The 17,929-nt window shown below is 63.0% G+C and carries 20 protein-coding genes; 11 read left to right on the top strand and 9 right to left on the bottom strand.

The features are described 5' to 3' along the window. Positions 1–17 precede the first annotated feature (17 nt). Positions 18–1,013, top strand: a complete 996-nt coding sequence (locus NKJ89_RS14010; RefSeq protein WP_352603173.1) for an aldo/keto reductase — start codon at positions 18–20, stop codon at positions 1,011–1,013. A gap of 273 nt (positions 1,014–1,286) precedes the next feature. On the opposite strand, the gene NKJ89_RS14005 is transcribed toward NKJ89_RS14010, so the two are convergent. The 8 genes from NKJ89_RS14005 to infC form a co-directional block, all read right to left on the bottom strand. After that, positions 1,287–1,889 (bottom strand): nucleotidyltransferase family protein, encoded by a 603-nt coding sequence (locus tag NKJ89_RS14005; RefSeq protein WP_352603171.1) that lies wholly within the window; start codon positions 1,887–1,889, stop codon positions 1,287–1,289. A gap of 118 nt (positions 1,890–2,007) precedes the next feature. Further along, on the bottom strand, positions 2,008–4,416 hold the full coding sequence (gene pheT, locus NKJ89_RS14000; RefSeq protein WP_352603169.1) for a phenylalanine--tRNA ligase subunit beta: 2,409 nt from the start codon (positions 4,414–4,416) through the stop codon (positions 2,008–2,010). Then, positions 4,413–4,835 (bottom strand): GFA family protein, encoded by a 423-nt coding sequence (locus NKJ89_RS13995; protein ID WP_352603167.1) that lies wholly within the window; start codon positions 4,833–4,835, stop codon positions 4,413–4,415. The genes pheT and NKJ89_RS13995 overlap by 4 nt, the downstream gene beginning before the upstream one ends. Further along, positions 4,832–5,929, bottom strand: coding sequence for a phenylalanine--tRNA ligase subunit alpha (gene pheS, locus NKJ89_RS13990; protein WP_352603165.1), 1,098 nt, complete (start codon positions 5,927–5,929; stop codon positions 4,832–4,834). Before pheS ends, NKJ89_RS13995 begins: the two co-directional genes overlap by 4 nt. A gap of 146 nt (positions 5,930–6,075) precedes the next feature. Then, positions 6,076–6,477 (bottom strand): 50S ribosomal protein L20, encoded by a 402-nt coding sequence (gene rplT / locus NKJ89_RS13985; RefSeq protein ID WP_006201247.1) that lies wholly within the window; start codon positions 6,475–6,477, stop codon positions 6,076–6,078. A 93-nt stretch (positions 6,478–6,570) separates the two neighbouring features. Further along, positions 6,571–6,774, bottom strand: coding sequence for a 50S ribosomal protein L35 (rpmI, locus tag NKJ89_RS13980; protein WP_006201248.1), 204 nt, complete (start codon positions 6,772–6,774; stop codon positions 6,571–6,573). A gap of 204 nt (positions 6,775–6,978) precedes the next feature. Beyond that, the gene (locus tag NKJ89_RS13975) at positions 6,979–7,605 is read right to left on the bottom strand and encodes a methyltransferase family protein (protein WP_023761159.1); all 627 of its coding nucleotides are present in this window, start codon (positions 7,603–7,605) and stop codon (positions 6,979–6,981) included. Between the two features lie 206 nt (positions 7,606–7,811). Beyond that, a complete protein-coding gene (infC, locus tag NKJ89_RS13970) occupies positions 7,812–8,348 on the bottom strand; it encodes a translation initiation factor IF-3 (protein WP_013528312.1) in 537 nt (178 codons plus the stop codon). Positions 8,349–8,555: 207 nt separating this feature from the next. Between infC and NKJ89_RS13965 the strand changes: the two genes are divergently transcribed. The 4 genes from NKJ89_RS13965 to NKJ89_RS13950 all read left to right on the top strand — a co-directional run bounded on the left by NKJ89_RS13965 (position 8,556) and on the right by NKJ89_RS13950 (position 11,959). Then, the gene (locus tag NKJ89_RS13965) at positions 8,556–9,344 is read left to right on the top strand and encodes an alpha/beta hydrolase (protein WP_352603163.1); all 789 of its coding nucleotides are present in this window, start codon (positions 8,556–8,558) and stop codon (positions 9,342–9,344) included. 4 nt (positions 9,345–9,348) lie between these two features. Further along, positions 9,349–10,533: a benzoate/H(+) symporter BenE family transporter gene (locus NKJ89_RS13960; protein WP_352603161.1), complete on the top strand. Its 1,185-nt coding sequence runs from the start codon at positions 9,349–9,351 to the stop codon at positions 10,531–10,533. 75 nt (positions 10,534–10,608) lie between these two features. Further along, positions 10,609–11,088, top strand: coding sequence for a DUF2852 domain-containing protein (locus tag NKJ89_RS13955; RefSeq protein WP_352603159.1), 480 nt, complete (start codon positions 10,609–10,611; stop codon positions 11,086–11,088). A gap of 112 nt (positions 11,089–11,200) precedes the next feature. Further along, positions 11,201–11,959 (top strand): M48 family metallopeptidase, encoded by a 759-nt coding sequence (locus NKJ89_RS13950; protein WP_352603157.1) that lies wholly within the window; start codon positions 11,201–11,203, stop codon positions 11,957–11,959. 3 nt (positions 11,960–11,962) lie between these two features. On the opposite strand, the gene NKJ89_RS13945 is transcribed toward NKJ89_RS13950, so the two are convergent. Further along, positions 11,963–12,181, bottom strand: a complete 219-nt coding sequence (locus NKJ89_RS13945; protein WP_352603155.1) for a hypothetical protein — start codon at positions 12,179–12,181, stop codon at positions 11,963–11,965. 104 nt (positions 12,182–12,285) lie between these two features. Between NKJ89_RS13945 and NKJ89_RS13940 the strand changes: the two genes are divergently transcribed. The 6 genes from NKJ89_RS13940 (at position 12,286) to NKJ89_RS13915 (ending at position 17,895) form a co-directional block, all read left to right on the top strand. Beyond that, positions 12,286–12,945 carry a phosphoribosylanthranilate isomerase gene (locus tag NKJ89_RS13940; protein ID WP_352603153.1) on the top strand — a complete coding sequence of 220 codons (660 nt, stop codon included), beginning with the start codon at positions 12,286–12,288 and terminating at the stop codon, positions 12,943–12,945. A 78-nt stretch (positions 12,946–13,023) separates the two neighbouring features. Continuing rightward, positions 13,024–14,244: a tryptophan synthase subunit beta gene (gene trpB / locus NKJ89_RS13935; RefSeq protein ID WP_352603151.1), complete on the top strand. Its 1,221-nt coding sequence runs from the start codon at positions 13,024–13,026 to the stop codon at positions 14,242–14,244. Between the two features lie 2 nt (positions 14,245–14,246). Beyond that, positions 14,247–15,086, top strand: a complete 840-nt coding sequence (gene trpA / locus NKJ89_RS13930) for a tryptophan synthase subunit alpha (protein ID WP_023761150.1) — start codon at positions 14,247–14,249, stop codon at positions 15,084–15,086. A 48-nt stretch (positions 15,087–15,134) separates the two neighbouring features. Beyond that, the gene (accD, locus tag NKJ89_RS13925) at positions 15,135–16,061 is read left to right on the top strand and encodes an acetyl-CoA carboxylase, carboxyltransferase subunit beta (protein WP_023761149.1); all 927 of its coding nucleotides are present in this window, start codon (positions 15,135–15,137) and stop codon (positions 16,059–16,061) included. Positions 16,062–16,123: 62 nt separating this feature from the next. After that, the gene (locus tag NKJ89_RS13920) at positions 16,124–17,449 is read left to right on the top strand and encodes a bifunctional folylpolyglutamate synthase/dihydrofolate synthase (RefSeq protein ID WP_352603149.1); all 1,326 of its coding nucleotides are present in this window, start codon (positions 16,124–16,126) and stop codon (positions 17,447–17,449) included. 26 nt (positions 17,450–17,475) lie between these two features. Further along, a complete protein-coding gene (locus NKJ89_RS13915) occupies positions 17,476–17,895 on the top strand; it encodes a VOC family protein (protein ID WP_352603147.1) in 420 nt (139 codons plus the stop codon). Positions 17,896–17,929 lie beyond the last annotated feature (34 nt).

Below are 17,929 nucleotides of genomic sequence, written 5' to 3'. Positions count from 1 at the left end.
CAACAAGGAGACGCGTGATGCAAACTCGCAAGCTAGGAACTGAATTGAATGTCTACCCGGTCGGCCTCGGCTGCATGGGCATGAGCTTCGCCTATGGCGGCCAGGCTGAAGCCGACGCGATTGCCACCCTGCACCGCGCCGTCGAGATCGGCGTCAACTTCTTCGACACGGCGGAAGTCTATGGCCCCTACGAGAACGAGATCCTGCTCGGCAAGGCGCTGAAGTCGGTGCGCAACAAGGTGACCATCGCGACAAAATTCGGCTTCAAGATTTTGGAAGAAGGCACCGGCATGGACCGCATGGCCGGTGTCGACAGCCGTCCCAAGCACGTCAAGGCCGTCGCCGAGGCCTCGCTGAAGCGGCTGGGCACTGACGTCATCGACCTGTACTACCAGCATCGTGTCGACCCCAACGTTCCGATCGAGGATACGGTCGGCGCCATGGCCGAATTGGTGAGCGAAGGCAAGGTGCGCGCGCTTGGCCTGTCGGAGGCGAGTGCCGCGACCATCCGGCGGGCCCATGCCGTGCATCCGATCGCTGCCGTGCAGAGCGAATATTCGCTGTGGAGCCGCGACCCGGAAGACGAGGTATTCGCCGTCTGCCGCGAACTCGGCATCGGCTTTGTCCCTTACAGCCCGCTCGGCCGCGGCCTGCTCACCGGTACCATCGCCAAGCCCGAGGCATTGAGCGACGACGACTGGCGCCGTGGCCTGCCGCGCTTCCAGGCCGATGCCATGGCGGCCAACGCCGCCGTCATCGCCACGCTGGAAAAGATGGCGGCTGAAAAGGGCGTGACCACGGCACAGCTGGCGCTGGCCTGGGTGCTGCACCAGGGCGACTTCATCGTGCCGATCCCCGGCGCGCGCAAGATCCGCCATCTTGAGCAGAACACGGCTGCGGCCGCGATCGAGCTGAGCGCTGCCGAGGTAGCGGCCATAGGCGATGCGCTGTCGCCGGACAAGGTCGTTGGCAAGCGCTACACCGAGGAGTTGCTGGCGCTGGTGAATGGGTGAGTCAGGTCACCGTTGGAGGGGCGCTTCGGCGCCCCTTTTTCATGCGAACGTGACAGCGAAGGTTGCGAGAAGTCAGCGCGAAACACCCCCCTCTGTCCTGCCGGACATCTCCCCCGCAAGGGGGGAGATCGGATGCCGTTGCTGCTTTCGCCAATCGCCAAGGTTGCAGGAGGAGCGACAAGGCCGAAGCTGCCAATCTCCCTCCTTGCGGGGGAGATGGCCGGCAGGCCAGAGGGGGGTGCCTCGCGCCGACATTTTCTTATTCCGGCACTTCTACCACGGCACCACTGAAATCTCCGGCCAGGTCTCCTTCGCACGCTTGCCCTTCACCTCATGCGTGCGCTGATTGTCCATCACCCGGTTCGGCACGATGCGGAACGAGAAGATGTCGTCGAGCCCGAACGGCGCAACCAGATCGAGCTGCCCGTCCGCGTCGTGTCGCACACCGACCGCGTGGGTCTTAGAGGCGAAATAGCTGACGGATTCGCTGGAGCTCGTGTAGCGCGGGCAGGATTGACCGAACTTCTGCGGATACCACAGATGCACCCGCGCCTGGTTGCGCACCTCGACCGGCAGAGGCAGTCCTTCGAAATGCGCCGCCGCGCGGCGGATCACCGCGTCCTCCGCCTCGTAGGACAGGTCGCTGTCATCGAAATAGAACAGGTCGACATCTTTGATGCCATAGCCCGGCGGCTTGCCGGTCAGATGGTTCCAGACAGAGTTGTAGAGCGCGCCGGAGACGACCAGCCAGTCGGCAAGACCAAGCGCGCGGGCATGCGTCAGCGCTTCGCGAACAAGCGGATCGGCCGAGACGATCTCAAGAAACGCCATGCGTTGCGTTTCGAAAGGAAGGCCGGAATAGCGCAGATGGTCCATCGCCCTTTGGACGGCGATTCGCCACCTGCCTGCAAGTCTTGGTTCCTGCGCAATTCCCAAGGGAAAGCGCTATGCGTTTTTACCGGGAAAATCGCTACGCACTTTTCCCAGAATTGCTCTAGCCGCGCAGAACGCCGCCGGTCTGCTTGCCGACATTATCGACGATGCGCTTGGCCAGCGCCTCGAAATCCTCGTCGGTCAACGTCTTCTCGACCGGCTGGATCGATACTTCGATGGCGATCGACTTCTTGCCCGCTCCGAGCGATGCCCCTTCGAAAATATCGAAGACCGAAACGCCTGATATCAGCTTCTTGTCGGCGGCGAGCGCTGCGCGCACCAGCGTGCCGGCCTCGAGGGCATTGTCGACGACGAAAGCGAAGTCGCGCTTGACCATCTGGAAGGCGGAGAGCTCGAGCTTCGGCTTGGTCTTCGTCGGCTTGGCCTTCGGCTCGGGCACGGCATCGACGAACACTTCGAAGCCGCAGAGTGGCCCGGAAGCGTCGAGGCCCTCAAGCGTCTTCGGGTGAAATTCACCGAAGGTGCCGAGCACGGTTTTCGGGCCGAGCTTGATCGTGCCGGAACGGCCGGGATGATACCAGGCCGGACCACCCGCCTCGATCTGCAGCCGCTCGACCGGCGCACCGCAGGCTTCGAGCGCGGCGATGGCGTCGGCCTTGGCGTCGAACACGCCGACCGGACCGGAATTGCCGGCCCAATTGCGGCCGGAGCCGTCGAGCTTGGCGGTACCGCGGCGCACCCCGGCGGCCACGCGCCGCTGCTGGTCCGCGCCATCGCCTTCATAGGTGCCCGAAACTTCGAACAGCGCCACGTCGCCGATGCCCCTGTCGGCGTTGCGCTGGGCAGCGGCGATCAGCCCCGGCAAAAGCGAGGGCCGCATGTCGGACATGTCGGCGGCGATTGGGTTGGCGAGTTTCAATGCCGTCTGGCCACCGCCGAACAGTTCGGCGTGCCTGGCCGGTATGAACGACAAGGTGACGGCTTCCATCATGCCGCGTACGGCAAGCGCGCGCTTGGCCGTGCGGGTGCGGACCTGCAGCGTGGTGAGTATCCTTGCGTTGACCGCGTCATGCGCGCCGAGCGGCTGCGGGGCGATGTTGTCGACGCCGTGGATACGCATCACCTCCTCGACCAGGTCGGCCTTGCCGTCGACATCGGGACGCCAGGACGGCACCGCCACATCGATGACGTCGCCCGAGCCCTCAGGCCTGAAGCCAAGGCGCGACAGGATATGGCGACTCTCCGATGTTGGCACTTCGATGCCGGTCAGCCGCTTCACTTCCGAGAGCGGGAAGGAGACGATCCTGGGCGTGTGGCCGGCATAGCCTGCCACTTCGATCTCCGTCGGCGTGCCACCGCAGAAATCGAGCACCAATCTGGTCGCCAGCTCGACGCCGGGCACCATGAATTCAGGGTCGACGCCGCGCTCGAAGCGATAGCGCGCATCGGTGATGATGCCGAGCGTGCGGCCGGTGCGCGCGGTGGTAATCGGGTCCCAAAGGGCCGATTCGATCAATACGTCCGTGGTGTTCTCGTCGCAGCCCGAATGCTCGCCGCCCATGATGCCGGCAATCGACTCGACGCCGTCTTCATCTGATATGACGCACATCTCCGGCGTCAGCGTGTATTCACGGCCGTCGAGCGCCTGTACCTTTTCGCCATCGCGCGCACGGCGCACGGTGAGATTGCCTGAGACCTTGCTGGCATCGAAGACATGCAGCGGACGGCCGCGATCGAAGGTGACGTAGTTGGTGATGTCGACCAGCGCGCTGATGGGCCTCAGACCAATGGCGATCAGCCGCTGCTGCAGCCATTTCGGCGACGGGCCGTTCTTGACGCCCTTGACCAGCCGCAGTGCGAAGCCGGGGCAGAGCTCCGGCGCTAAGATCGTCACCTTGACCGGGCACATGCCGTTGCCGACATGGGGCATGATGGCGCCGCCGACGAGACGGCCAAGTCCGCTCGCCGCCAGATCCCTGGCGATGCCGTAGACGCTGGTGGCGTCCGGCCGGTTCGGCGTCAGGTTGATCTCGATGACCGGATCGTCGAGATGCGCATAGGCTGCGAAGCTGGTGCCGACAGGCGCATCCTGGGGCAGGTCGATGATGCCGTCGTGCTCGTCCGACAGTTCCAGCTCGCGCTCGGAACACATCATGCCATGGCTTTCGACGCCCCTGATCTTGCCGACCGTCAGCGTCACGTCGATGCCGGGGACATAGGTGCCGGGCGCGGCAAAGGCGCCGATCAGACCCGCGCGGGCGTTAGGCGCGCCGCACACCACTTGCACGGGTGGCCTGCCATCGCCCGTATCCACGGTCAGCACGCGCAGCCGGTCGGCATCGGGGTGCTGAACCGCCGTCAGCACCTTGGCGATGACGAAGGGTTTCAGGCTCGACTTGTCGTCGACATGCTCGACTTCGAGGCCGATCGAGGTCAGCCGCTCGACGATCTCGCCGAGCGTGGCGTCGGTCTCGAGATGATCCTTGAGCCAGGAGAGGGTGAATTTCATTGGACTGTTCCGTCTGGTCTTTTGACGCTTGTTTTCAGATGTCTCGGCAGGTCGTCAGACATATGCAGGAAGGCAAGCTGCTCGCTGACATAGGCATGCAGCGTCGGCTCGAAATAGGCTGGTGCGTCCATGGCGCCGAGCATGAAATAGATGTCGTCCTCCAGCCGCTCGTCGACATAGGCGATGGGCGAGCCGCAAATGCCGCAGAACGAGCGCGTCACCGGGCCGTTCTCGAACATCTTCAGCGCCTTGCCTGTGAACGCGACCTGACCGGCCAGGAACCCGACAAAGGCCGATACCGGCGCGCCGCTCGCCCGCCGGCAATCGCCGCAGTGGCAATAGCTGACGTGATGCGGTTCGGCCGTGGCCTCGAACCGCACAGCGCCGCAGCGGCAGCCGCCGGCGTGCGGCGCTGTCATGCGCTTAGGCCCCCGAACAAGGTCGGCATGTCGAGCGGCCTGAAACCGTAATGCGACAGCCAGCGGACATCGGCGTCGAAGAAGGCGCGCAGGTCCGGCATGCCGTATTTCAGCATGGCGATGCGGTCGATGCCCATGCCCCAGGCAAAGCCCTGATATTCGTCCGGATCGAGCCCGCCATGGCGCAGCACGTTGGGATGCACCATGCCGCAGCCGAGGATCTCCATCCAATCGGAGCCTTCGCCGAAGCGTACTTCGCCGGGCCGCGAGCGGTCGCACTGGATGTCGACCTCGAGGCTCGGCTCGGTGAACGGGAAGAAGGACGGCCGGAAGCGCATCTTGACCTGCGGCACCTCGAAGAAGGCCTTGCAGAACTCCTCCAGCACCCACTTCATGTTGGCGACATTCGCCGTCTTGTCGATGACCAGCCCCTCGACCTGATGGAACATCGGCGAGTGGGTGGCGTCGGAATCCTGGCGGTAGGTTTTTCCAGGAATGACGATGCGGATCGGCGGCTTCTTCGTCTCCATGGTGCGGATCTGCACCGGAGAGGTGTGGGTGCGCAAAAGCTTGCGCTCGCCCTTCTCGTCCGGCTGGAAGAAGAAGGTGTCGTGCATCTCGCGCGCCGGATGGCCTTCCGGGAAGTTCAGCGCGGTGAAATTGTAATAGTCGCTCTCGATATCGGGACCTTCGGCTATGGAGAAACCAAGATCGCCGAAGATCGCCGCGATCTCGTCGATGACCTGGCTGATCGGATGGATGCGGCCGCGCTCGGCCGGCGACTGCCGCATCTGCAGCGTCACGTCGACCCTTTCGGCGGCGAGACGCGCGGTGATCGCCGCATCCCTGAGCTCGGCCTTGCGGGCCGTCAGCGCATCGGTGACGCGATTCTTGAGGCCGTTGATGGCAGGGCCTTTCACCTGGCGCTCCTCGGCGGTCATGGCGCCGAGCGTCTTCAGCATTTCGGAGATGGAACCCTTCTTGCCAAGAGCCGCGACGCGCACGGCCTCGATCGAGGCCTCGTCGGAGGCCGCTGCGATGTCGGCAAGCAGCGAGGCCTCCAGCGCTTCAAGATTTCCAGCTGTGTCGTTCACGGCGAAACTCTCTCGATCGGGCGACCGACACCATTTTGGTTCGTCGTCACCATTTTGGTTACATCAGGGTCAAAAAAGAACCCGCGCCAGCCGTGCCAGCGCGGGTTCCCCAAATCAGAATTGCGAATGCTTGGGAAGCGCTGGTCTTAGGCGACAGCGCTTTCAAAAGCGTTCGGCGTGGTGTTCTTCAGATATTCAAGCGCCACCTTGGCCTTGGCGACCAGGGCTGCGAAAGCCTGCGGCTCATGGATGGCCATGTCCGACAGGATCTTGCGATCGATCTCGATGCCGGCCTTGTTGAGGCCGTCGATGAAGCGGCCGTAGGTCAGGCCATGCTCGTGGGTCGCTGCGTTGATGCGCTGGATCCACAGCGCGCGGAACGAGCGCTTGCGGTTCTTGCGGTCGCGGTAAGCGTACTGCAGCGACTTTTCCACCGCCTGCTTGGCGATGCGGATGGTGTTCTTGCGGCGGCCGTAGAAGCCCTTGGCGGCTTTCAGGACCTTCTTGTGCTTGGCGTGCGAGGTGACGCCTCTCTTTACGCGTGCCATGTCATGATCTCCTTAAAAGCAATTCCAGGAAAAGTGCCTTGCGGTTTTCCGTTCGGAATTGCGTAAAACAAATGCGTGTCCGGACCGAATGCCTTAGAGGCCGTTCGGAAGAAAATTCTTGATGACCTTCTTGCCATCCGGTTCAGCCAGAACCATCGTGCCGCGGGCATTTCGAATGAACTTGTTGGAACGCTTGATCATGCCGTGACGCTTGCCGGCCGCAGCCGACAAAACTTTACCCGTACCTGTGATCTTGAACCGCTTTTTGGCGGCGGACTTGGTCTTCATCTTGGGCATTTTGCTACTCCGTTTCTATGAGGTCCCTGTCGTGCCTCCGGCACTCCACGCCTCTTGTCTTGTTCGCTTCGGGCCGACCAAAGCCCGAAAAGCAAATGAAACCGCCACGGCATGCCCTGCCGGGCGGTTTTCTTGAACGGCGGTCCTATACGTCAAAGCCGGCGGCTGTGCAACACCTGTAGAGATGCGGCTCTGCCCTTTGAGTCAGGGCAGCCGGAACAATACCGGCAGCATGCCCGACTGCTGGGCGCCGTCGATCAGTTCGAAGGCCGGCAGCGCGACGAGGAACACCAGGCCATCGAGCAGCGTGGTCAACAACAGGCGCGGCTTGAAGCTGCCGGTATCACCCTCCTGGTAAAGGGAAAGCTTCGGGAAGAAGCGCGGCACTCTCGCCAGATACGCCTGATATGTGGCGGGAAGCGCTTCCTTGAGGAATTTCTCCTCGCGCAGGATGACGATATGGAAGGCGCCCGCGCACAGAAGCGCGAAGAGAGCGATGCCGGAGAACGAGCCGATCTGTGCCCCGACGCCGGCCGCGGCTACGGTCGAGAAGACATAGAGTGGGTTGCGGGTGATCGAGTAAGGCCCGCCGGTCACCACCTCGGAAGATTTGCGCCCGCCTATGTAGAGCGTCGACCAAAGGCGCCCGACGATGCCGAGGAAAATCAGCAGCACGCCGAACATTTCGATCGACTCATGCACCGGCGTGTCGGGCGGAAAGGTCGATTGGCCGAACAGCAGCGCTGCGAACAGCACCGCCACGAGCCCGGCAAGCACCATCCGACGCGTACGCTGGTAATTGCCCAGCCCGTATTTGAGTTCTTTATCCAACCTTGGAATCCGATCATCGTAGAGCGTGATGCATGTCGCCCGAAGGCGCGGTCTTGTGACATGCATAAAAAAACCGGCGATCGCAGCCTCGGCCAAAGAAAACAGGCGTCCCGCCGATCGCCGGGACGCCTTGGGATGTGATTCAGGCGGATTTAAGCGCGTTAGCGCGTCATCGTGACTGAGGTGTGTTGATAGTTCAGCACACCTTAGCGCGGCGACAGCACCATCATCATCTGCCGGCCTTCGAGCTTCGGTTCCGCTTCGACCTTGGCAATCGTCGCCACTTCCTCGCGGACCTTGTTCAAAAGCTGCATACCGAGTTCCATATGCGCCATCTCACGGCCACGGAACCGCAGCGTCAGCTTGACCTTGTCGCCTTCCTCGAAGAAGCGGCGAACCGCCTTCATCTTGGTCTCGTAGTCATGGCTGTCGATGTTCGGGCGCATCTTGATCTCCTTGATCTCGATGACCTTCTGGTTCTTGCGCGCCTCGGCCGCCTTCTTCTGGTTGGCGTATTTCAACTTGCCGAGATCGAGAATCTTGACGACGGGGGGCACCGCATTGGGCGATATCTCGACGAGATCAAGCCCAGCCTCTTCGGCGAGCAGCAATGCGTCGTTGATGGAAACATCGCCGCGGTTCTGGCCTTCGGCGTCGATAAGCTGGACCCGGGGAACCCGGATATCACGGTTGGAGCGCGGGCCATCCTTGGTCGGCGCCGCTGCTTTGAAAGGTCTGCGAATGGTCGTGGTCTCCTTGGCCGTTTCGTTCAGGGTTTGTCAGTGTTGATGCGTGGACGCGTCAATGTGGTGAGCGCGCGGGCGGAGTCAATAGCACAGCATTGATAGAAAATCACCCTGATCGCTGCCCTGCACCAAACAAAGAAACATCGCGAGCACTTTCCGCCTCGCCGCTGGCTGTGCCACAAGACCGACGTTGAGGAAAAAGCCATGAACGCCACGCCCCCCGTCTTTATCGATGTCCCAATCTTTCCCGGTGTTGGGGGATCGCGCATCGCGGTGCGCCATAGTGCCGGCTCCGCGCCCGGCATCGTCTGGCTTGGCGGCTACAAGTCGGACATGCTGGGCACGAAGGCGCAGACGCTGTCGGATTGGGCGGCAAGGGAAGGCCGCGCGTTCCTGCGCCATGATTATTCCGGCCATGGCGAATCCGGCGGCGCCTTTGCCGACGGCACGATTTCGACATGGCTCGCGCAGAGCCTTGCCGTGTTCCGGCATTTCACCCAGGGCCGGCAGATCCTGGTCGGCTCCTCGATGGGCGCCTGGATAGCGCTGCGCATGGTGCAGGAATTGCACAAAGCGGGCGGCAGCAACGTCGCCGGCCTGGTGCTGCTGGCGCCGGCGCCTGATTTTACCACCGAACTGGTCGAACCGGTGCTGACCAAGGCGCAGAAGCGCGATCTCGTCAAAAAAGGTTTCTTCGAGGAGCCGTCGGACTATTCCGCCGAGCCTTACATCTATACGCGCGCTCTGATCGAGGACGGGCGCGAAAACAGGGTGATGACGGGCCCAATCGACACGCATTGTCCGGTGCACATCCTGCAGGGACTGGCCGATGCTGACGTGCCGGCAAGCCACGCGCTGAAGCTGGTCAGCCTGCTGCCGGCCGACGACGTGACCTTGTCGCTGATCCCCGATGGCGACCACCGCCTGTCGCGGCCGCAGGATCTCGACATGTTGGTGCGGGCCGTCGATGCGATGGCACAGAGGGGAAACTGAACTGATGCGCCTTTCCATTCCGATATCCGCCTTCGTCGCGGCGATCGTCGGTTTCGGCGGCACGCTGGCCATCGTCATTGCCGCCGCCAAGGCGGTCGGTGCGACGCAGATCGAGACGGCGAGCGGCGTGACCGCCATCTGTCTTGCCATGGCCATCGAGTGCCTGTGGCTATCGTGGCGCACGAGGATGCCTGTCATCACCGCATGGTCGACACCGGGCCTGGCTCTGATCGCCGCCTCGAGCGGCTTTTCGATCAGCGAGGCGGTAGGCGCCTTCATGGTAACCGGCATCCTGTTGATGGTCACCGGCCTGTTCGGGCCCCTGACGCGGCTGATCGCCAGGATACCGGCGTCGGTTGCCTCGGGCATGCTGGCCGGCATTCTCGTCAGTTTCGCCATCAACGCGGTCAAGGCCATTCCCGCCGATCCATGGCTGATCCTGCCGTTGATAGCGACCTTTTTCGTCATCAGGCTGTTCAATCCGGCAGTGTCGGTGCTGGTGGTGCTGATCGGCGGCGGCCTCGCGGCATTTCTCACCGGCCGCGTCGGCGGCCTGCCGACACCGGAACTGTCGACGCTGACGCTGATCGCGCCGCAGTTCAGCGCCGCCGCGATCATCGGCCTCGCGCTGCCGCTCTATCTCGTCACCATGGCTTCACAGAACCTGTCGGGTCTCGCCGTGCTGCGCGCCGCCGGCTATCACCCGGAGCCGGGCCCGCTGATCGGCGTCACCGGCCTGTTTTCGCTGCTGTCGGCGCCCTTTGGCGGCTCGACCACCAATCTGGCGGCGATTTCGGCGGCGATCTGCACCGGACCTGACGTCCATCCGGACCCCGCTGAGCGCTGGAAGACCGGCCCGTTCTATGCGCTCGCCTATCTCATCTTCGCCATTTTCGGCGCTTCGCTGGTGGCGATCTTCGCCGTCCTGCCGCAGAGCCTGATCGTGCTGGTGGCCGGTCTGGCGCTGATGTCGCCGCTTGCCAATGCTTTGTCGATCGCCTTGAAGGACGAAGGCGAACGCATGCCCGCCACCGTCACCTTCGCCGTCACCGCGTCGGGACTGACGCTGTTCGGCGTCGGCGCCGCGTTTTGGGGACTTGTTGCCGGGTTGGCCGTTCTTTTCCTCGAAGCGCTCAAAAAGCAACAATCATTTCAGCCTCTTGTCCGGTTTTGGCGGATATTGTCTTGAATCGCCGTTTTCTTCTTCCCATTTCGATTCCACGCAGCCGGTCTAGGCTGTCTCCAACCGAAGGAATGGGAGAAAATGAACACATCTGCATTGATCCGCCCGGCCTGGACGCCGGCAACCATCGCGTTGATGGTGATCGGTTTCATGGTGTTCTGGCCACTCGGCTTCGCCATGCTCGCCTACATCATCTGGGGCGACCGCCTCGACGGCTTGAAGCGTGACGTCAACCGGGCCACCGACGGCATCTTCGCCGGCTGCCGCCGTGGCTCCGACAAGGCGGCGCGCTGGGGTCACGGCTCCGCCCGCACCGGCAACGTCGCCTTTGACGACTGGCGCGAAAAGGAACTTGAGCGCCTCGCTGAGGAACGCCGCAAGCTCGACGAGATGCTGACCGAGTTCGACGACTACGCCCGCGAATTGCGCCGCGCCAAGGACCAGGACGAGTTCGACCGCTTCATGGCCAACCGCAACAAGTCGACGGCGCCGACGAAGGCCAATCCGAGCACCGGGACGACCACCAAGCGCGGCAAGGGTTCGAACCTGCTTGACGACTGACATCCAGCGACTGGTCAGATCGTGAAAAAACGGCGTCGCACGAGCGGCGCCGTTTCTTTTTTGTTCTATTCTTTGTTCTATTCGTTTTCCTCGAATCGCGTATCGTCCGGCCATGTCCTTCGGCTTCTTCCGCAATTTGACAAAGCCCAAGCCCGCGCCTGTCGAAGAGCGCGAGCATGTCGTTGCCGGCCGCTCGCTGCCGCTCAAGATCGTCGAAAACGACCGCGCCCGGCGGCTGACGCTGCGCATCGATTCCGGCGGCCGTGGCCTGCGCATTACGGTGCCGCCGGGCTTGCGCCGGGGCGAGGTGGAAAAATTCCTCGACCGCCATCAAGACTGGCTGGAACAGCGGCTGGCCAAGGTCCCGGCTCGGCCGCAGGTGCGGCCCGGCATCAAGATCCCGGTGCGTGGCGTGGCGCACCGCATCGTCCACGAGCCGTCAAAACGCGGGACCGTGACGGTGTCGAGCGATGAGCGCGGCCCGCTGCTGATCGTGCACGGTGATCGCATACACCTGCCGCGCCGCATCGCTGACTTTCTCAAGCGCGAGGCCAAGAAGGACATCGAGAAACTGGTGCTCAAGCACACCCAGGCGTTGGGCAAGCGCGCCAAGGCCGTCCGCTTCAAGGACACGTCGAGCCGCTGGGGCTCCTGCACCTCCGACGGCAATCTGTCCTTCTCCTGGCGGATCATGATGGCGCCGTCGCCGGTGATCAATTACCTCGTCGCGCATGAAGTCGCGCATCTCAAGGAGATGAACCACGGTCCGAAATTCTGGAAGCTGTGCGAGCAGCTTTGCCCGGACACCGAGCGCTGCAAGGTCTGGCTGAAGCGCAATGGTGGTGCGCTTCAGGCGATCATGTTCGAATAACCGTCAATCGTCATTCGTCGCGTTGAGTTCCTCCGGACGCAGCCCCTCTTCGCCGTGATGCGGCCAGGGCAAAAAATTGCGGTCGAAGGCATCGCTGCCGAAATAGTCGAGCGCGCGGTGCGCCTCGGCGCCGTTGAAGGCGGCCTTGTCCATCAGGTGCGCAATGACGTCGCGCGCCTGCGTGATCTTCTGCCTGAGTTCGGCAACGGTTCTCTCGGTCATGATCGTACTCCCGCCTTGTCCATCCATAGGTAGCGCCTTTGGCGTTGCCGGCAAACAGTATGCTTTTTCTCGACTCTTTTCGCTTTTCATGCCAATTCCCGCGCATGGCACTCGACATCAAGATCTGCGGCTTGAAGACCGACGGGGCAATGGCCGCGGCGCTGGCCTGTGGCGCCAGCCATGTCGGCTTTATTTTCTTTGCCAAAAGCCCACGCTATGTCGAACCTGCCGAGGCTGGCCGTCTGCGCGAAGTCGCACGCGGCAAGGCCAAAGCGGTTGCCGTCACCGTTGACGCCAGCGACGCCTTCCTGGACGAAATCGTAGCCAAGATGCAGCCCGACATGCTGCAGCTGCATGGCGCGGAAACGCCGGAGCGGGTGGCCGAGATGAAAGCCCGCTATGGCCTGCCGGTGATGAAGGCGCTGCCGCTCAGCGAGGCCGCGGATCTCGAACGGATAAAGCCGTTCGTCGGCATCGCCGACAGGTTCCTGTTCGACGCCAAGCCGCCGAAAGGCTCCGAACTGCCGGGGGGCAATGGTGTTGTCTACGACTGGCGCATCCTCGCCGGCCTTGACGCCGGCGTCGATTACATGCTTTCCGGTGGGCTCAACGCCGGCAATATCGGCGATGCCCTTCGGCTTGCCAATCCGCCCGGAATAGACATTTCCTCAGGCGTGGAAAGTGCGCCGGGCGTCAAGGATCCGGCGCTGATCGAGCAGTTTTTCCGGGCCGTCAGGGCAGCGCGCGACAACCGCGCCGCCTGACCGGTTCAATCCAGAGCATGCGGGGAACCGGTTTTCCGACAAGCATGCTCAAGAAATCAAGATGCCAGGAGATCGGCGATGAACAAGCCGGCGATACCCAATTCCTTCCGCACCGGGCCCGACGAACAGGGCATGTTCGGCATTTTCGGCGGTCGTTTCGTTGCCGAAACGCTGATGCCGCTGATCCTCGACCTGGAGCGGCACTGGAACGAGGTCAAGAACGATGCGGATTTCAGGGCTGAACTGACTGACCTCTCGACCCATTATGCCGGGCGACCTTCGAAGCTTTATTTCGCTGAAGGCCTGACACGCCATCTCGGCGGCGCGAAAGTCTATTTCAAGCGCGAGGATCTGAACCATACCGGCTCGCACAAGATCAACAATTGTCTCGGCCAGATCCTGCTGGCCAAGCGCATGGGCAAGAAGCGCATCATCGCCGAGACCGGTGCCGGCCAGCACGGCGTGGCGTCGGCCACGGTCGCGGCCCGCTTCGGCTTTCCCTGCGTCGTCTATATGGGCGCCACCGATGTCGCCCGGCAAAGCCCCAACGTCTTCCGCATGAAGCTGCTCGGCGCCGAAGTGCGGCCGGTGACCGCCGGTCACGGCACGCTGAAAGACGCCATGAACGAGGCGCTGCGCGACTGGGTCACCAATGTCGAGGATACTTACTACCTGATCGGCACCGCCGCCGGCCCACATCCCTATCCGGAACTGGTGCGCGACTTCCAGTCGGTGATCGGCACAGAGGCGCGGGCGCAGATCCTCGAGCAGGAAGGCCGGCTGCCGGACACCATCATCGCCGCTGTCGGCGGCGGTTCGAACGCCATCGGCCTGTTCCATCCCTTCCTGGACGACAAGGAGGTGCGCATTATTGGCATCGAAGCCGGCGGGCGCGGCCTCGACGGCATCGAGCATTGCGCCTCGATGAATGCCGGCGCACCGGGCGTGCTGCACGGCAACCGCACCTATCTCCTGCAGAATGCCGACGGCCAGATCATGGACGGGCATTCGATCTCGGCCGGTCTCGACTATCCCGGCGTCGGGCCGGAGCACTCCTGGCTGCGTGATTCAGGCCGCGTCGAATATGTGCCGATCCTCGACGACGAGGCGCTGGAGGCCTTCAAGCTGACGACGCGGGTCGAAGGCATCATCCCGGCGCTGGAGTCGGCGCATGCCATCGCGCATGCGGTGAAGATCGTGCCTACAATGGACAAGGACCAGATCGTGATCGTCAACCTGTCCGGCCGGGGCGACAAGGACGTACATACGGTGGCCTCGATGCTGGGCATGGAGATCTGATCATGGTGACCCGCATCGATCGCCGCATGGCGAAGCTGAAGACCGAAGGCCGCCCGGCGCTCGTCACCTATTTCATGGGCGGCGACCCGGACTACGATACCTCGCTGTCGATCATGAAGGCACTGCCGGGAGCAGGCGCCGACATCATCGAGCTCGGCATGCCGTTTTCCGATCCGATGGCTGACGGTCCGGCGATCCAGGCCGCGGGCCTCAGGGCGCTGAAAGGCGGCCAGACGCTGGTCAAGACACTCAAGATGGCGGCGGAGTTCCGGACCGGCGACAACGAGACGCCGATCGTGCTGATGGGTTATTACAACCCGATCTACATCTATGGCGTCGACCGCTTCCTCACGGACGCTATTGCCAGCGGCATCGATGGGCTGATCGTCGTCGACCTGCCGCCGGAGATGGATGAGGAACTGTGCATTCCGGCGCTGAAAGCCGGTATCAATTTCATTCGGCTGGCGACGCCGACCACCGATGACAAGCGCCTGCCCAAGGTGCTGCAAAACACGTCGGGCTTCGTGTATTATGTGTCCATGACCGGCATCACCGGCTCGGCGCTGGCCGACACCGGCAAGGTGGCGGCGGCGGTCAAGCGTATCAAGGGCCATACCGGCCTGCCGGTCTGCGTCGGCTTCGGCGTCAAGACCGCCGAGCAGGCCCGCGTGATCGGCGCCAATGCCGACGGCGTCGTCGTCGGCACCGCGATCGTCAATGCGGTGGCCAATGTGCTGGGGCCGAAAGGCGAAAAGACCGCCGACCCTGCCGAAGCCGTGGCCACGCTGGTCAGCGGCCTTGCGCAAGGTGTGCGCTCGGCCCGCCTTGCTGCCGCCGAATAGTTTCCCTACCTCTTTACCCAACTCTTCGTCAGGACAGGAGCCGAAGCGATGAACTGGATCACCAATTACGTTCGCCCGAAGATCAATTCGATGCTCGGCCGGCGCACCGACATGCCCGAGAATCTCTGGATCAAGGATCCGGAGACCGGCGAGATGGTGTTCCACAAGGATCTGGAATCCAACCAGTTCGTCATCCCTTCGTCAGGTCATCACATGAAGATCTCGGCCAAGGAGCGGCTGAAATTCTTCTTCGACGACGGAAAATACGAGACCCTGGACAACCCCAAGGTCATGCAGGACCCGCTGAAATTCCGCGACGAGAAGCGCTATGTCGACCGGCTGAAGGACGCCAAGGCCAAGACCGGCCTGGAAGACGCGATCATCAACGCGCTGGGGACCGTCGAGGGCCTGCCGGTTGTGGTCACGGTGCAGGACTTCGCCTTCATGGGCGGCTCGCTCGGTATGGCCGCCGGCGACGCCATCGTGCATGGCTTTGAAGTCGCCCTGCAGCGCAAGCGGCCGCTGATCCTGTTTGCGGCCTCCGGCGGTGCCCGTATGCAGGAAGGTATTTTGTCCCTCATGCAATTGCCGAGGACCACGGTCGGCGTCGACAGGCTGAAGGAAGCCGGTCTTCCCTACATCGTCGTTTTGACCAACCCGACCACCGGCGGCGTCACTGCCTCCTACGCCATGCTGGGCGACGTGCACATCGCCGAGCCCGGCGCGCTGATCGGCTTTGCCGGACCGCGCGTCATCGAACAGACCATCCGCGAAAAGCTGCCAGATGGCTTCCAGCGCTCCGAATATCTGATGGAGCACGGCATGGTCGACATGGTGGTGTCGCGGCTGGAACTGCGCGAAACCATCGCGCGCCTTCTCAGGATGCTGCTCAAGCTACCGGAGGAGCAAAAGCCGATCGAGCCGGAAATCCTGCCGCCGGCCACCATTCCGACGGAAGCCCGACCGCACGCCTGACGCGACATCGTGCGCCGCGAACCGCGATTGCGCGTGCTTTGCGGCCCGCATAGGATTCTTCCATGATGACGCTTGCCGCCGACCGCGAAATCGAAGCCCTGATGGCGCTTCACCCGAAAGGCTTCGACCTTTCGCTCGACCGCATTTCGCGGCTGCTGGAGCGGCTTGACAACCCGCAGGACCGGCTGCCGCCGGTCATCCACATCGCCGGCACCAATGGCAAGGGTTCGTGCGCCGCGTTTTCGCGCGCCCTGCTCGAGGCGGCGGACTACCGCGTCCATGTCCACACCTCGCCGCATCTGGTCAATTGGCATGAGCGCTACCGGCTGGCCGCCGATGGCGGCGGCAGGCTGGTCGAGGACAGGGTGTTCGCCGATGCCATAGCGCGCGTCGCCAGGGCCAACGAAGGCGAGACAATCACCGTCTTCGAGATCCTCACCGCTGTCACCTTCCTCCTGTTTTCCGAACACCAGGCCGATGCCGCCATCATCGAGGTCGGGCTCGGCGGCCGTTTCGACGCCACCAATGTCGTCAAGGAGCCGGCCGTATCGGTGATCATGCCGGTGTCGCTCGACCACGAGGCCTATCTCGGCGACCGTGTCGAACTGATCGCCGCCGAAAAGGCCGGGATCATCAAGCCTGGCTGCCCGGTGGTCATCGGCGCACAGGAAAGCGAGACGGCACTGCAGGTGCTGATCGAAACCGCCGATCGGCTTGAGTGCCCGACCTTCGTCTACGGCCAGGATTTCCTCGCCTATGAGGAAAACGGCCGCATGGTCTACCAGGACGAGGACGGGTTGATGGACCTGCCGCCGCCACGGCTGCCGGGGCGCCACCAGTTCGCCAATGCGGCGGCGGCGATCGCCGCGGTCAAGGCGGCCGGTTTCGAGATCAGCCATCGCGCCGTCGAAAAGGCGATGATCAATGTCGCATGGCCAGGCCGCATGCAGAAGCTGGCGCAGGGCCGGCTGGCGGAACTGGCACCGAAGGGTGCCGACATCTGGCTGGACGGCGGTCACAATCCGGGCGCCGGCATGGTGATTGCCGAAGCGCTTGCCGAGCAGGAAGAGAAGAACCCGCGTCCGCTCTTCCTCATTTCCGGCATGATCAACACCAAGGATCAGAGCGGCTATTTCCGGGCCTTCAAGGGCCTCGCCCGGCATGTCTACACGGTGCCGGTGAGCCTCAGCGAGGCCGGCGTGCCGAACGACGAACTGGCGATCCGCGCGACCGAAGCGGGACTGACGGCCGAGCCGGTGAGTTCGGTTGCCAATGCGCTGATGCTGCTGCGCGACACCTGGGACGGCCCGCCGCCGCGCATCCTGATCGGCGGTTCATTGTACCTGGCCGGCGCGGTGCTGGCCGAGAACGGCACGCCGCCGACCTGAGGCCAGACCTTCGAGAGGAGCCAGTCATGATCAAGGTCAGGCAGCTCACCCATGTCTGCATCTTCGCGCATGACCTGGAAGCGACACGAAGCTTCTATCGCGACGTGCTCGGCCTCGACACCCAGTTCAATTTCCTGCGCGACGGCAAGATTTTCGGGTTCTACCTCAATTGCGGCGGGCGCAGCCATGTCGAGGTGTTCCAGAAGGACGGCACTGCATATAGCGAGCAGAACCAGATCAACCACTTTTGCCTTGAGGTTGAAAACATCGACGCGGCGATCGCCCATATCAGATCGAAAGGCGTCGATGTCCCGGATAAGAAGCACGCCTGCGACGACACGTTTCAGGCCTGGATACGCGATCCCAACGGTGTGAAGATCGAGCTGTTCGAATACACCGCCAAAAGTGCGCAATTCGTCGGCGGCGATCGCATCGCCGACTGGTAGAACATTCCGCCTGTTCCGTGAACGGTGAGACGCC

It is taken from the genome of Mesorhizobium sp. M0047, assembly GCF_040323315.1.
Classification (GTDB): Bacteria; Pseudomonadota; Alphaproteobacteria; order Rhizobiales; family Rhizobiaceae; genus Mesorhizobium.
The sequence above is the reverse complement of the archived record's forward strand: the minus strand, read 5'-3'. Positions and strand labels throughout refer to the sequence as shown.

Bases quoted from the DNA above. Each gene is read 5' to 3' on its own strand.
- NKJ89_RS14010 (WP_352603173.1), top strand. From the start codon at position 18: ATGCAAACTCGCAAGCTAGGAACTGAATTGAATGTCTACCCGGTCGGC.
- NKJ89_RS14005 (WP_352603171.1), bottom strand. From the start codon at position 1,889: ATGGACCATCTGCGCTATTCCGGCCTTCCTTTCGAAACGCAACGCATG.
- pheT (WP_352603169.1), bottom strand. From the start codon at position 4,416: ATGAAATTCACCCTCTCCTGGCTCAAGGATCATCTCGAGACCGACGCC.
- NKJ89_RS13995 (WP_352603167.1), bottom strand. From the start codon at position 4,835: ATGACAGCGCCGCACGCCGGCGGCTGCCGCTGCGGCGCTGTGCGGTTC.
- rplT (WP_006201247.1), bottom strand. From the start codon at position 6,477: ATGGCACGCGTAAAGAGAGGCGTCACCTCGCACGCCAAGCACAAGAAG.
- rpmI (WP_006201248.1), bottom strand. From the start codon at position 6,774: ATGCCCAAGATGAAGACCAAGTCCGCCGCCAAAAAGCGGTTCAAGATC.
- NKJ89_RS13965 (WP_352603163.1), top strand. From the start codon at position 8,556: ATGAACGCCACGCCCCCCGTCTTTATCGATGTCCCAATCTTTCCCGGT.
- NKJ89_RS13960 (WP_352603161.1), top strand. From the start codon at position 9,349: ATGCGCCTTTCCATTCCGATATCCGCCTTCGTCGCGGCGATCGTCGGT.
- NKJ89_RS13955 (WP_352603159.1), top strand. From the start codon at position 10,609: ATGAACACATCTGCATTGATCCGCCCGGCCTGGACGCCGGCAACCATC.
- NKJ89_RS13950 (WP_352603157.1), top strand. From the start codon at position 11,201: ATGTCCTTCGGCTTCTTCCGCAATTTGACAAAGCCCAAGCCCGCGCCT.
- NKJ89_RS13945 (WP_352603155.1), bottom strand. From the start codon at position 12,181: ATGACCGAGAGAACCGTTGCCGAACTCAGGCAGAAGATCACGCAGGCG.
- NKJ89_RS13940 (WP_352603153.1), top strand. From the start codon at position 12,286: ATGGCACTCGACATCAAGATCTGCGGCTTGAAGACCGACGGGGCAATG.
- trpB (WP_352603151.1), top strand. From the start codon at position 13,024: ATGAACAAGCCGGCGATACCCAATTCCTTCCGCACCGGGCCCGACGAA.
- trpA (WP_023761150.1), top strand. From the start codon at position 14,247: ATGGTGACCCGCATCGATCGCCGCATGGCGAAGCTGAAGACCGAAGGC.
- accD (WP_023761149.1), top strand. From the start codon at position 15,135: ATGAACTGGATCACCAATTACGTTCGCCCGAAGATCAATTCGATGCTC.
- NKJ89_RS13920 (WP_352603149.1), top strand. From the start codon at position 16,124: ATGATGACGCTTGCCGCCGACCGCGAAATCGAAGCCCTGATGGCGCTT.
- NKJ89_RS13915 (WP_352603147.1), top strand. From the start codon at position 17,476: ATGATCAAGGTCAGGCAGCTCACCCATGTCTGCATCTTCGCGCATGAC.